This is a genomic window from Streptomyces griseus subsp. griseus (assembly GCF_000720255.1).
GTDB classification, from domain to species: Bacteria; Actinomycetota; Actinomycetes; order Streptomycetales; family Streptomycetaceae; genus Streptomyces; species Streptomyces griseus_I.
Genome location: NZ_JOJE01000048.1, coordinates 17,161 through 29,488, shown reverse-complemented (window position 1 = coordinate 29,488; position 12,328 = coordinate 17,161). Strand labels below are relative to the sequence as shown.

Sequence of the window (12,328 nt, the reverse complement as noted above, 5' to 3'; positions counted from 1 at the left end):
TCCTTCAGGCGAGTCCGTCACCCCTTCACCGACGCCCGGCGGCTCCCCGCCCTGGCAGAAGAGAGAACACGGCCATGAAGCTCGCTCGCACACGCTCCACCGCCGCTGCCGTCACCGTCGTCCTCGCGGCGATGTCGCTCGCCACCGCGTGCAACCGCAGTGGCTCCGACTCGACCAGCGCCGGCAGCAGTGCGCCGGCGATCGGTATTGATCTGCCGCGTTCGGACTCCGATTTCTGGAACTCCTACGCGCAGTACCTGAAGGCGGGTATCAAGTCGGACGGGATCAATGCTCTGCCGGTGAGCAACTCGCAGAACGATGTCACCAAGCTGGTGGCCAATGTGCAGGTGTTTGAGAACACCGGGGCGAAGGCGGTGGTGATGGCGCCGCAGGACACCGGGGCGATCGCTTCGACGCTGGATGCGCTGGCGGCCGGCAAGGGCAAGGTGGCCGAGTTCCAGGGCGCGCTGGACTCCATCAACGGCCGTGACCGCTCCGAGGCGTTCGCGCAGTGCATGAAGACGAAGTTCCCCAAGATCAAGGTGTTCGAGCTGCCCACGGACTGGAAGGGTGATGTGGCCTCGGCCAAGCTGCAGTCGCTGCTGGCCCAGCACCCGGACCTGAACGGTATCTACATGCAGGCCGGCGGTGTCTTCCTGCAGCCCACGCTCGCCCTGCTGGAGCAGAAGAAGCTGCTCAAGCCGGCCGGCGAGAAGGGCCACATCAGCATCGTCTCCAACGACGGTATCCCGCAGGAGTTCGACGCGATCCGCAAGGGCCAGATCGACGCCACGATCTCCCAGCCCGCCGACCTCTACGCCAAGTACGCGCTGTACTACGCCCAGGCCGCCGCCCAGGGCAAGACCTTCAAGCCCGGCCCGACCGACCACGACTCCACGATCATCCAGCTCCCCAACGGCCTGGAGGACCAGCTGCCCGCCCCGCTGGTGACCAAGGACAACGTCGACGACAAGTCCCTGTGGGGCAACAACATCGGCTGACCACCGGCAAGCAAGACGTCGGCGCCGGGGGACCTCGCCATCCCCCTCCCCCGGCCGCGGCCGGCCCCCGACCCCGGATCCGGGTCCCCTGCGATCCGCGGTCCCGACCATCCGAACCCGAAGGACGGCATCCACCATGGCGGACACCGCCACCCCCGCGACGGCCGGCTCCGAAACCCGGGCCCCGGTCGCTGAGGCGACCGGTATCAGCAAACGGTTCGGCGCGACCGTCGCGCTGCGCGAGGCCCGTATCAGCATCGCCCAGGGCGAGTCGCACGCCCTGGTGGGACGCAACGGTGCCGGCAAGTCCACACTCGTGTCCATCCTCACCGGCCTGCAGCAACCCGACACCGGCTTGCTGCACTTCTCCGGCACCCCGGCACCCGCCTTCGGCGACACCGACGCCTGGCGCTCCCGCGTCGCCTGCGTCTACCAGCGCTCCACCATCATCGGTGAACTCACCGTCGCCGAAAACCTCTTCCTCAACCGCCAGAGCCCCACCGCCACACAGCCCATCCGCTGGAAGCAACTACGCTCACGCGCACAAGACCTGCTCGGCGAATACGGCGTCGCCGTCGACCCCGCCGCCCGCGCCAAAGACCTCAGCGTCGAACAACGCCAGTTCATCGAGATCGCCCGCGCACTGTCCTTCGGCGCCCGCTTCATCATCCTCGACGAACCCACCGCCAAACTCGACGCCCGCGGCATCACCCGCCTCTTCGCCAAACTCCGCGACCTGCAAACCCAGGGCGTCGCCTTCCTGTTCATCTCCCACCACCTCCAAGAGGTCTACGACCTCTGCACCACCGTCACCGTCTACCGCGACGCCGCCCACATCCTCACCGCCCCCGTCACCGACCTCGCCCACCAGCAACTGGTAGAGGCCATGACCGGCGAAACCGCCTCCATCACAACGGTGGCAGAAAACAAAGCCCCCACCACACCAGCCGACACGGCCGAACTGCTGAGCATCGACGGCCTGACCCTGCCCGGCGCCTGCCAGGACCTCTCCCTGACGGTCCGCTCCGGCGAGGTCATCGGCCTCGCCGGAGCCGCGGCCAGCGGCAATGTGCAGGCCGGCGAGGCCATCGCCGGCCTGCACCGCGCCAAAACCGGCACCATCAAAGTCGCCGGCAAAACCATATCCACCGGCAGCGTGCCCTGCGCCCTGGCCGCAGGCGTCGGTTTCGTCCCCGAAGACCGCCACCTCCAAGGCCTGGTCAACAACCGCAGCGTCGCCGAAAACGCCACACTCACCGTCACCGGCCAACTCGGCCCCCTGGGCACCATCCTGCCCGCCCGCACCAAAACCTTCGCCCAGCGCATGATCCGCGACCTCGACATCAAAACCCCCACAACCACCACCCCCGTATCCGCCCTGTCCGGCGGCAACCAGCAAAAAGTCGTCGTCGCCCGCGCCCTGGCCACCGACCCCCACATCCTGGTCGCCATCCGCCCCACCAACGGCGTCGACGTCAAATCCAAAGAATTCCTCCTCACGCGGATCCGCCAGACCGCCGAAGGCGGCAAAGCCGCACTCATCGTCTCCGACGAACTCGACGACCTGCGCGTATGCGACCGCGTCATCGTCATGTTCCACGGACACATCACCGCCGAGTTCGACCGCGGCTGGAAAGACGAACACCTCGTCGCCGCCATCGAAGGCGTCACCACGGCTACCGCACCCACCACACCCCACGCGTCCGGCACCGACGAGCACGGAAGGTAGACATGTCCGCCACCACACAACTCACCGAACCCGCAGCAACCGCGGCGGAGCCGGCCACCGCGGACACCACCCGCCACCGCCTCGACCTCGGCCGCTTCCGCGAACTCTCCCTCATCCCCGCCATCCTCGTCCTCGGCCTGATCGGCTTCATCGTCTCCCCCGCCTTCCTCACCACCGACAACCTCATCGGCGTCGCCCAGCAATCCACCGAACTCAGCCTCCTCGTCCTGGCCACCGCCCTCATCCTCATCAGCGGACGCATGGACCTCTCCCTGGAGTCCACCATCGGCGTGGCCCCCGTCATCGCCGTCTGGCTCGTCCTGCCCACCACCGGAGGCCGCTTCAACGGCCTGGGCCTGCTCCCCCAATGGACCGCCATCCCCCTCTGCCTCCTGGTCGGCGCCGCCATCGGCGCCCTCAACGGCTTCCTCATCCTCAAACTCCGCCTCAACGGCTTCATCGTCACCCTCGGCGCCCTGACCATGCTCCGCGGCCTCCAAGTCGCCATCTCACAAGGCCAGTCCATCGTCGACCTCCCCACCTCCTTCACCTACCTCGGCAAAGCCTCCTGGCTCGGCGCACCCGCCGCCATCTGGATCTGCACCCTGCTCTTCACAGCCGGCGCCGCCGCCCTGGCCTGGCTCCGACACGGCCGCGCCCTCTACGCCATCGGCGGCAACCCCGAAGCCGCCCGCACCGCCGGCATCCGCGTCGACCGCATCACCTGGACCGTCCTCATCCTCGGCAGCCTCCTCGCCGCATTCGCCGGCATCCTCTACAGCGGCCACTACGGCTCCATCTCCGCCACCCAAGGCAACGGCTGGATCTTCCAGGTCTTCGCCGCCACCGTCATCGGCGGCGTCAGCCTCAACGGCGGCAAAGGCTCCGTCTTCGGCGCCCTCACCGGCGTCCTCACCCTCCAACTCGTCGTCAACGTCATGACCCTCGCCGGCGTCCCACCCCTATGGAACCAATTCCTCAACGGCGCCATCATCATCATCGCCCTGATCATCTCCCGCTTCGCCTCCGGCGAAAAACAGGAGTAGACGAGGGCTCGAACAGGCATTGCGGATGATCTTCCGATGAGTAGCGTGTGCTGCTCACCACCACCTACGGAGACATCCTGAAAGCGAGTAGACAGATGCAACCCACGTTCGTACTGGTACACGGAGCCTTCGCGAATTCCTTTTCCTTAGCACCGCTCCAGGCGGAACTCGGCCTCCTCGGGCACCGTTCGGTCGCCGTCGACCTGCCCGGTCACGGATTCGGGGCGACCTACACCCGTGCCTACCAGGCGCCGCAGGATCTCGGAGAGCTCGCCATCGCGCCCGGCTCGATCAAGGGGGTCACGCTCGCCGACAACGCCGCGCACCTGATCGGGATCCTGGAGCGGGCCAAGCGGAACGGTCCCGTGATCCTGGTCGCCCACAGCCGTGGCGGCGTCACCGCCACCGCCGCGGCCAACGCGCGGCCGGACCTGATCGACCGCATCGTCTACGTCGCCGCCTGGTGCCCGGTCGATCTCGGTATCGGGGCGTACTACGCAGAGCCGGAGATGGCCACGGTCGACGCCGCTTCGCTCGGTCTGGCGATGGCCGGGAACCCAGCGGACCTCGGCCTCCTCCGCGTCAACTTCCGCACCGCGGACCCGGACGCCCTCGCCGCGTTCAAGGCGGCCTTCCTCGCCGACGGCACCGACGAGGAGTTCCTGACCTTCCTGAACACCTTCCAGCCCGACGAGAACCTGGACGCCGGCACCGACGCCGACCGGGCGCAGGCCGCGACCTGGGGCCGCATCCCGAAGAGCTTCGTCCGCCTGGCCGACGACGCTCTCCGGACGCGAGCCGTTCGGCGGTCGCCTCGCCCTCGATGCGGGCCCGTGCAGGCCCCATCGATGTGCTCCGGACCCCGCTCGGACTCATTATGATCTTGGTCATGACCGTGCAGAACTCTGACAAGACCCTCTCCCGCAAGCAGCGGCTCCAGGAGAAGCAGCGCCGCCAGTTGGCGGTGGTCGACACCGTGGACAAGGCCGAGGCCAAGGTCCGCAAGGCCGAGCTGGAACTGTCCGTGGCCGTCACCGAGGCAGTGCAGGTCTTCGGCGACGAACAGTCCGCGTCCGAGGGACTCGACATGTCGGTCGAAGCGATCCGGCGCTTCCTCGACATGGCTCGCGACGAAGCGGCCAGCGCCGACTAGGACTGTCGTGGGCGCTCAACTGCGCGCCCTGAAGTCCCGCTACGAGATCGCCATCATCTCCGACACGGACCACAACTGATCGCGCGGAACGTCGAGAACATCGGCGTCGAACCCTCCCGTGTGGATCAACCGCTTCGGCCGCCCGGACAGCGCCGACCACCAGCCGCACGACGAGCTGCGCGACCTGTCCGGCCTGCCGACGCTGCTCGGCTGCTGACCCTTCGTACGGATGTGAGACGGGTGCGAGGACGCACGCCATGAAGCAGATCTCGTACTGGCTGGACACAGCCCCGCTCTGCCCGCACCTCGGCCACTGCATCCGCCTGCCCCCCAACCGCCTCGCCTTCGGCGGCCGGGCCCGCTTCGCCCCTCCAGCCCGGCCTCCGACCTCAAGAGCGGAGACATCCACGGCGACGTTCCTGCCGTGCCGCTCGTGCTGACCGCGCTCGTGCCGGGCGTGGTGCTTGCCCGGCACAACCGATCGGTTTACAGTTGGCGTCGCCCGATTCGAGGATTGTTGAACAATACTGCGTAGCGTCATCGATTCCGTGCGCACCGACCGCGAAGGACACTCCCGTGAGCAGCGTCGAACAGAGCGCTCCCCGCTCCGTCCAGACAACAGTGCGCCAGTGCGCGGTCCGGGCTCAGCAGGGCGTCGCCACCCTCGCCCAGGCCTCGGACGCGGTGATCGACGCGGCGCTGCTCCGCATGTCGGAGCGGCTCACGGACGCCGCGCCCGCGCTGAGGTCGGCCAACGCCGAAGACCTGCGGGCAGCGGAGGCCGACGGTCTGTCGCCCGCGCTTCAGGACCGACTGCGGCTGACCACCGCCCGGTTGGACGACATGGCGGCGCAACTGCGCACGCTCGCGAACGTTCCGCACACCCACAGGGACCGCGTCGTCGAAGAGCGCCCGGACGGTCTCACGCTGGTGGAACGCCGACGCCCGGTGGGCGTCATCGGCGCGAACTTCGAGGCCCGTCCCAACGTGACGCTGGACATCGCCTCACAGCTGCTCAAATCCCGTAACGGTGGGGTGCTGCGCACCGGTTCGGCGGCCCTGCGGTCCTCTCAGGCCCTCGTCGCGCAGGTGATCGTCCCCGCGCTGAGCGACGTCGGCCTCGATCCCGACGTCATCCAGCTGGTGCCGAGCGCGGACCGTGCCGCGGCCCATGCGCTGGTGACCCTGCCGGAGATCGTCCCGCTGGTCATCCTGCGGGGCAGCGGCGAGAGCACCCGGGAACTCAGCCGCGAGGCCGCGGTGCACGGCGTACGGACGCTGGCGCACGCCGACGGCGGGGGAGTGCTGTATGTGGGCGCCGACGCCGACGAGAGCGCGGTGCATCAGCTGATCGCCGACAGCCTGGACCGCCTCGGCGTGTGCAACCGGCTGAACCTGCTGCTCATCGACCGGACCGTCTACGACAAGGCGCTGCCCGGTGTCCTGGAGGTCCTGGAGCGCCTGGGCATCGCCGTTTCGCTGCCGCCGCACGACCACCCGCGCGGCTACGAGTGGTCCCTCGACGCGGAACGCGCCGCGACCGTAACGATCGACGCCGCGGACGGTCCCCTCGACGCGGCACGGATCGCCAACGAGGAGACCTCCGGGCTCGCCGCCGCCGTCGCCACCCAGGACCCCACGGTCGCCGCCCATTTCATCGACGCCTACAGCGGCTCCGGAGTCTTCTGGAACGCGCCCACGCGCCTGCTCGACGGCTTCAAACTCCTGCGTCTGCCGGAGACCGGAATCAACATCGACCGGGTCCCCGGCCCGCGCGGCCCGGTCACCTACCGCGACCTGTACGTGCGCCAGTACGTCGTCACGCCCGCCAAATAGCCCCCGGTGTGCAAGGTGGCCGTCGCCGCGGCCAGTGGATCGCCGTCCTGGCCGCCATCGGCACCGGCGCCGTGACCTCGTCAGCTTTCTCACCGCTGCCGGGGCTGCCCCTGCTCACCGCGATCTTCGGCGTGGCCGCGGCCAATCTGTCGATCACCTTCGCAAACCCCGGGAGGTCAGTCGGACGGGACGAGGTCAGTCGGACGGGACAGGGAAGAGCATGCAGCTGCTGGTGGCGTGGGCCAGCAGGCGGTCGGCGGAGTCGCGGAGCTCAGCCTGGGCGAGGGCGGTGCGGCGTCCGCTGTTGAGGACGGTGCCGATGGCGCGGACCTTGCCCGTGTCGACGGTGACCGGGCGCAGGAACTTCAACGTCAGATCGATCGAGGTGTACCCCATGCCCCGGGGCAGCACGGACTGCACCGCACTGCCGGCCGCCGAGTCCAACAGTGTGGCGTAGACGCCGCCGTGGACGCTGCCGATCGGGTTGTAGTGCTCCTCGCCCGGCACCAGGACGAAGACCGCCCGGCCGTGCTCGACCTCTTCCAGGGTGAAGCCCAGGGTGGCGGCGACCGGCGCGGCGGGCAGGCGCCCAGCCAGGATTTCGCGGAGGAAGTCGAGACCGCTGCGATCACCGACCGCTCTGGCGGAGATGGTGGGATCTTCCCATTCGAACGTACGTGACCTGCGCATTCCCACTCCTAGGCACGGCTGGCTTCTCGTGGCGAAGCTAGCTGTGTCGTCATCTGGCTGTCAATGGTGAAGCCAGCCTAGGATGGGCGGCATGAGGTGGCTGGAGACGAGTACGGAGAACTGCACGGTCCACCGGACACTGGACCTGATCGGCGAGAAGTGGTCATTGCTGTTGATCCGGGACGCCATGAACGGCGTCCGCCGCTTCGACGACTTCCGGCGGCACGTCGGGCTGTCCGAGGCCGTCCTGGCGGACCGGCTGCGGAAACTCGTCGCGGCCGGGATCCTGGAGACCGTCGCCTACCGCGAGCCGGGCAGCCGCACCCGCCACGAGTACCGGCTCACGGGCAAGGGCTGGGAACTGTGGCCCGCGATGATCGCCCTCAAGCAGTGGGGCGACCGGTACACGGCAGATCCTCAGGGCCCGCCCCTGGAAGTTCACCATGTCGAGTGCGGTGAGCCTCTGCGAGCCGTGGTCCTCTGCACGGAGGGCCACGGGCCGTTGACACCTCGGGAGGCCCGCACTCGCCCGGGCCCCTCGGCACAGCCTCTCGGCTGACGGGTCATCACGTGCACCGCGGTGCCGCGTTCCCTGTGGCGTAGGACCACTGGGGCCCGTCTTCGTCCGCGGCCCAGGTGTCACCCCACTGCCGCAACGCCACCAGTACTGGTTGGGAGTCCGCCGGCACACACCCCCGCCACGGCCGGCTACGGCGCGGACGTCACCATCGAAGCCGTCGGCTTCCCCGACGCCTTCGAGCTCGCCGCCGACCCGGTCCGCTCCGGCAGGCGCGTCGCCACCATCGGCGTCGACGAGGGCCCGGCCACCCTCCGTCGGGAGAAGCTCTGGGCCAAGCAGGTCACCATCACCACCGGCATCCGTCGGGCCTCACCATCCCGCAGCCCGGCGGTCGATCGTCAAGCCCGGTCCGCTAGGGACCGGGCTTGACGGTCTTCATCGTGAAGTGCGAGGTGACGTTCTTGACCCGTGGGATCGTCATCACCCGTCGGCTGAGGAACGTCTCGTACGCGGCCAGGTCGGCGACGGCCACGCGCACGAAATAGTCCGGTGTGCCGAACAGCCTGCGCAGCTCCAGCACCTCGTCGGCCTGTGCCAGCGTCTGCTCGAAGCGCTCCACCGTCTCCGCGTCCTGCGACTCGAGGCTGAGATCGAGCAGTACCTCGAAGGAACGGCCCAGCGCGGCGGCGTCGATCACCGCCCGGTACCCCCGGATGACCCCGTCGGCCTCCAGCCGCTGGACCCGCCGCAGGCACGGCCCCGTGGTGAGACCGACTCGCTGCGCCAGCTCCACGTTGGTCAGCCGTCCGTCCCGCTCCAGCTCGGCGATGATTGCCCTGTCGGTCGCATCCACAGAGAAAACATTGCACGAGGGGAGGGTTGTGGAGCAACTTTGACGTCCACGCGGCCACTCGCTACCAGGTCGGAGGGAAGTGCACGCTCATCCGTTTGGCCGTACATTCTCCTTGTGGCGACCAACGCCGACGCGTGCCTGTCCAGCGCCGCTCGCGGTCTGAAGCCGCGGGTGGAGGAACTGGTCGACGCGTTGGTCGAGCGCTTGCGTGTCGAAATTCCAGTGCTGTGGGAGGGCGAGGACACCGCACCTGTGGTGTTCACCCTGTCTCAACACGTCACCCACTGGCTGGGCATCCTCGAGCAGGGCCTCGATGTGCGGGAGGTCAGTGCGCCGCCTGTCGCCATCGAGCGCGCCCGTCGGTTCGCTCAGCGTGGTGGACAGATGAGCGAACTGCTGCACGGCTACCGGCTCGGCCTCGCGGGCATCCTCCAGTGGACGCTCGAAGAGGTGGTGAGGGTCGCGAAGAACCCCGAACTGATCAGCGCCGCGGCGACCAAGGTGAGCGTGATGGGGTTCGAGTTCAATGACCGCATCGCGAAACAGGTCACCGCTGCCTATCAGGAGGAGCGGGAGCGCCTGTTGAAGTGGCGGCAATCGGTGATCGACGAGGCCACGGTCCGTGTCGGAGCCACCCTCGACCTCACCCGCACCTGCCAGGAACTGGCGAACGTGGGCACCGACCATTTCGCCGACGTGGTGACCGTGGACCTGCTCGACTCAGTGCTGGAGGGCGAGGAGACGGATGACGCCCCCGGCCCGAGTCAGCAGACGCTGCGCCGGATCGCCGAGCGGGCCGCGCCGGGCGGCCGCCCGGACTCAGCGGTCGCACCGGATGAGACGCACACGTACCCACCGGACTCGGAGCAGGTTCGCACGCTGGCGGCCGGCACTCCCGAGCGTGGCCGCGTCCTGAACGCCCACGGCGCCCTCTCCGTGCTCATGGTGCCGCTGTGGGCCCGGGGCGTCACGCTGGGTCTCGTCCAGTTCTTCCGCCATGGCACCCCGGACCCCTACAACGACGACGACCTGCTCCTGGCCCAGGAGATCGCGTCCAGGGCGGCTGTGTACATCGACAACGCCCGTCGGTACACCCACCAGAGGTCCACCGCGCTCGCTCTGCAACGCAGTCTGCTGCCGCACCACGTGCCGGAACAGCCCGCCGCCGAGACGGCGTCCCGCTACCTGCCCTGCGGAGCCCGAGAGGGCGTGGGCGGGGACTGGTACGACGTGATACCGCTGTCCGGAGCCCGGGTCGCCCTCGTCGTCGGAGACGTGATCGGGCGCGGGCTCCAGGCCGCGGCGACCATGGGCAGACTGCGGACGGCGGTCCGCACCCTCGCGGACATCGATCTGCCGCCCGACGAACTGCTCACCCACCTCGACGACGTGGTCATCCGCCTCCAGGGTGAGCAGGAGCCGGAGACGGACGAGATCAGTGCCACCTGCCTCTATCTCGTCTACGACCCGGTCTCCCGCTTGTGCTCCGTGTCCAGCGCCGGACATGTTCCGCCGGCCGTGGTGACCCCTGCTGCGGCCGGCGGTGCCCCGCCCGCACGGACAGTCGACGTCCCCGAGCTCCCGATCGGCCCGCCCCTGGGACTCGGCGGGCTCCCCTTCGAGACGACCCAGTTCGAACTGCCGGAAGGCAGCGTCCTGGCCCTGTACACCGACGGCCTCATCGAAGGCCGTGACCGTGACGCGGGCACCGGAATCGCCCAGCTCCGCGATGTCCTCGCCCGTGCGCCGACGTCCCTGGAGGACACCTGCGACCTCCTCCTGACCACGCTGCTGACCAGTCGTCCCTCCGACGACGTCGCCCTGCTCCTGGCACGGACCCGAGCCCTCGACGCCGACCACGTCGCCACGTGGGACCTCCCCTCCGATCCGGCGATCGTCTCCGAAGCCCGAGCCCGCGCATGCGACCAACTGGCCGTCTGGGGGCTGGAGGACGCCGCCTTCACCACGGAACTCGTCGTCAGCGAACTGGTGACCAACGCCATCCGCTACGGAAAACCTCCCATCCAGCTCCGCATGATCCACCAGACAACCCTGACCTGCGAGGTCTCCGACACCGGCAGCACCGTCCCGCACATGCGCCGCGCCCGCACCTTCGACGAAGGCGGCCGCGGCCTGCTCCTCGTCGCCCAACTCGCCAACCACTGGGGAACCCGCCACACCCGCGAGGGCAAAGTCATCTGGGCAGAACAACCCCTTTCTTCGATGTAGCCGACATAGCGCCCAAAAAGGGTGAATGGTAGGCCGCGGTGTGGGCACTCCGTCTGTGAACCCCCACGGGAAACGGAGCGATCATGATCATCAAGAAGATGCATGACATGGGCATCAGAAGCGAGCACGCCTACATGGCTGCCGTGGTATCCATCGGCTTCACGTTCGTCAGCTGGATGGGCTCTCTGAAGATGGAACCCGGCACCGGCCTGGAGCGCGCGGACCGCTGGGGCATCTTCGTCGGTGAATGGGCACCCACCTTCTTCGGCCTCGGTCTCGCGCTGTCCCACTACGAACAGCAGGACGGCACCCTCACCGCCGACGTCCACGAACTTCGGGAACGGCAGAAGGCCGGCTGACGGAGACCAGCAGTCCTCCCGGCCCATGGCCGAATCCGGGGGCCGGGAGGTTCACGAGGAGGGGGTGGTCATGGCCCAGCGGATGGTTCTGGTCAGTACGTGGCCCGCGGGGCGTACGGCGATGTCCTCGACCATGGGGAGGTGGGGGAGCCAGAGCATGCTCCGGGCCCACGGCGGGAGCAGCGCGACGGCGTTCGCGGCCAGGCCGGCGTAGAACGGTCGTGCCGCGAGGGGGAGCGGGGGCTGGAACAGGAGAAAGCGTGCGGCGGCGCGCGCCTCGGGCGTGGCCTTCAGTTCGGGCCGGTAAGCGGCGAGGCGCTCGGACAGCCCACGGTGGTCGCGAGGCGGATCGACCACACCCAGGGCCTCGGCGACACGTGCGGTGTCGGCGACGTAGGCGTCGTATCCCTCCGCGTCCAGGGGAGCGGCACCGTAGCGCTGGTGCGCACGCAGGAAACTCTCCGTCTCGGCCGCGTGCACCCAGCCGAGGAGGTGCGCGTCGGCCGCGTGGTAGGACAGACCCTCGGCCGTCCTCCCCCGGACCCGCTCGTGGATCCCACGGACGTGGTCGACCGCCTGCTGGGCGTCCGCGGCGGTGCCGTACGTCGTCACGGCCAGGAAGGTGCTGGTGCGCTGGAGCCGGCCCCAGGGGTCGCCGCGGTAACCGGAGTGCCCGGCCACCGCCGCCATGGCGAGCGGGTGCAGGGACTGCAGAAGCAGTGCGCTCAGCCCGCCGATGAACATGGAGGCGTCGCCGTGGACCGCGCGGATCGGGCGCTCCGGTTCGAACCAGCGCGAGCCGGGAGTGTCGTGGATGCGGGCACGTGTGGCCGAGCCGCCGGGGCCGGCGACCCGGCGGAACAGCGCTTGGCCCAGCTGTTCACGGAGTACGGTCAGCACGGTCGGCCTCCC

13 protein-coding genes are annotated in these 12,328 nt (G+C 69.0%); 10 read left to right on the top strand and 3 right to left on the bottom strand.

Annotated elements, in window-relative coordinates; translation table 11 throughout:
- Positions 1-74: 74 nt before the first annotated feature.
- The 7 genes from IG99_RS37780 (at position 75) to IG99_RS37755 (ending at position 6,765) form a co-directional block, all read left to right on the top strand.
- Positions 75-1,001 (top strand): sugar ABC transporter substrate-binding protein, encoded by a 927-nt coding sequence (locus IG99_RS37780; RefSeq protein WP_037682424.1) that lies wholly within the window; start codon positions 75-77, stop codon positions 999-1,001.
- A gap of 136 nt (positions 1,002-1,137) precedes the next feature.
- Positions 1,138-2,730 carry a sugar ABC transporter ATP-binding protein gene (locus IG99_RS37775; protein WP_037682423.1) on the top strand — a complete coding sequence of 531 codons (1,593 nt, stop codon included), beginning with the start codon at positions 1,138-1,140 and terminating at the stop codon, positions 2,728-2,730.
- A gap of 2 nt (positions 2,731-2,732) precedes the next feature.
- On the top strand, positions 2,733-3,776 hold the full coding sequence (locus tag IG99_RS37770; protein WP_037682421.1) for an ABC transporter permease: 1,044 nt from the start codon (positions 2,733-2,735) through the stop codon (positions 3,774-3,776).
- 95 nt (positions 3,777-3,871) lie between these two features.
- Positions 3,872-4,657 (top strand): alpha/beta fold hydrolase, encoded by a 786-nt coding sequence (locus tag IG99_RS37765; protein ID WP_234312094.1) that lies wholly within the window; start codon positions 3,872-3,874, stop codon positions 4,655-4,657.
- 8 nt (positions 4,658-4,665) lie between these two features.
- The gene (locus IG99_RS37760; protein ID WP_107056129.1) at positions 4,666-4,929 is read left to right on the top strand and encodes a hypothetical protein; all 264 of its coding nucleotides are present in this window, start codon (positions 4,666-4,668) and stop codon (positions 4,927-4,929) included.
- Between the two features lie 257 nt (positions 4,930-5,186).
- Positions 5,187-5,369 carry a hypothetical protein gene (locus tag IG99_RS49225; RefSeq protein ID WP_158973321.1) on the top strand — a complete coding sequence of 61 codons (183 nt, stop codon included), beginning with the start codon at positions 5,187-5,189 and terminating at the stop codon, positions 5,367-5,369.
- Positions 5,370-5,505: 136 nt separating this feature from the next.
- On the top strand, positions 5,506-6,765 hold the full coding sequence (locus IG99_RS37755; protein WP_234312090.1) for an aldehyde dehydrogenase family protein: 1,260 nt from the start codon (positions 5,506-5,508) through the stop codon (positions 6,763-6,765).
- A 195-nt stretch (positions 6,766-6,960) separates the two neighbouring features.
- Here IG99_RS37755 and IG99_RS37750 read toward each other — a convergent pair whose 3' ends face one another.
- Complete coding sequence (locus IG99_RS37750; RefSeq protein WP_037682418.1) at positions 6,961-7,455, bottom strand: PaaI family thioesterase; 495 nt, start codon at positions 7,453-7,455, stop codon at positions 6,961-6,963.
- Between the two features lie 91 nt (positions 7,456-7,546).
- Between IG99_RS37750 and IG99_RS37745 the strand changes: the two genes are divergently transcribed.
- Positions 7,547-8,014, top strand: coding sequence for a winged helix-turn-helix transcriptional regulator (locus IG99_RS37745; protein WP_037682525.1), 468 nt, complete (start codon positions 7,547-7,549; stop codon positions 8,012-8,014).
- Positions 8,015-8,387: 373 nt separating this feature from the next.
- On the opposite strand, the gene IG99_RS37740 is transcribed toward IG99_RS37745, so the two are convergent.
- Positions 8,388-8,828, bottom strand: coding sequence for an Lrp/AsnC family transcriptional regulator (locus IG99_RS37740; protein WP_037682417.1), 441 nt, complete (start codon positions 8,826-8,828; stop codon positions 8,388-8,390).
- A gap of 114 nt (positions 8,829-8,942) precedes the next feature.
- On the opposite strand from IG99_RS37740, the gene IG99_RS37735 reads away from it, so the two are divergent.
- On the top strand, positions 8,943-11,057 hold the full coding sequence (locus tag IG99_RS37735; protein WP_199815693.1) for an ATP-binding SpoIIE family protein phosphatase: 2,115 nt from the start codon (positions 8,943-8,945) through the stop codon (positions 11,055-11,057).
- Between the two features lie 83 nt (positions 11,058-11,140).
- Positions 11,141-11,416, top strand: coding sequence for a hypothetical protein (locus tag IG99_RS37730; protein WP_037682416.1), 276 nt, complete (start codon positions 11,141-11,143; stop codon positions 11,414-11,416).
- Between the two features lie 51 nt (positions 11,417-11,467).
- On the opposite strand, the gene IG99_RS37725 is transcribed toward IG99_RS37730, so the two are convergent.
- Positions 11,468-12,316, bottom strand: a complete 849-nt coding sequence (locus tag IG99_RS37725; protein ID WP_037682415.1) for an oxygenase MpaB family protein — start codon at positions 12,314-12,316, stop codon at positions 11,468-11,470.
- Positions 12,317-12,328: the final 12 nt, after the last annotated feature.

Bases quoted from the DNA above. Each gene is read 5' to 3' on its own strand.
- IG99_RS37780 (WP_037682424.1), top strand. From the start codon at position 75: ATGAAGCTCGCTCGCACACGCTCCACCGCCGCTGCCGTCACCGTCGTC.
- IG99_RS37775 (WP_037682423.1), top strand. From the start codon at position 1,138: ATGGCGGACACCGCCACCCCCGCGACGGCCGGCTCCGAAACCCGGGCC.
- IG99_RS37770 (WP_037682421.1), top strand. From the start codon at position 2,733: ATGTCCGCCACCACACAACTCACCGAACCCGCAGCAACCGCGGCGGAG.
- IG99_RS37765 (WP_234312094.1), top strand. From the start codon at position 3,872: ATGCAACCCACGTTCGTACTGGTACACGGAGCCTTCGCGAATTCCTTT.
- IG99_RS37760 (WP_107056129.1), top strand. From the start codon at position 4,666: ATGACCGTGCAGAACTCTGACAAGACCCTCTCCCGCAAGCAGCGGCTC.
- IG99_RS49225 (WP_158973321.1), top strand. From the start codon at position 5,187: ATGAAGCAGATCTCGTACTGGCTGGACACAGCCCCGCTCTGCCCGCAC.
- IG99_RS37750 (WP_037682418.1), bottom strand. From the start codon at position 7,455: ATGCGCAGGTCACGTACGTTCGAATGGGAAGATCCCACCATCTCCGCC.
- IG99_RS37745 (WP_037682525.1), top strand. From the start codon at position 7,547: ATGAGGTGGCTGGAGACGAGTACGGAGAACTGCACGGTCCACCGGACA.
- IG99_RS37730 (WP_037682416.1), top strand. From the start codon at position 11,141: ATGATCATCAAGAAGATGCATGACATGGGCATCAGAAGCGAGCACGCC.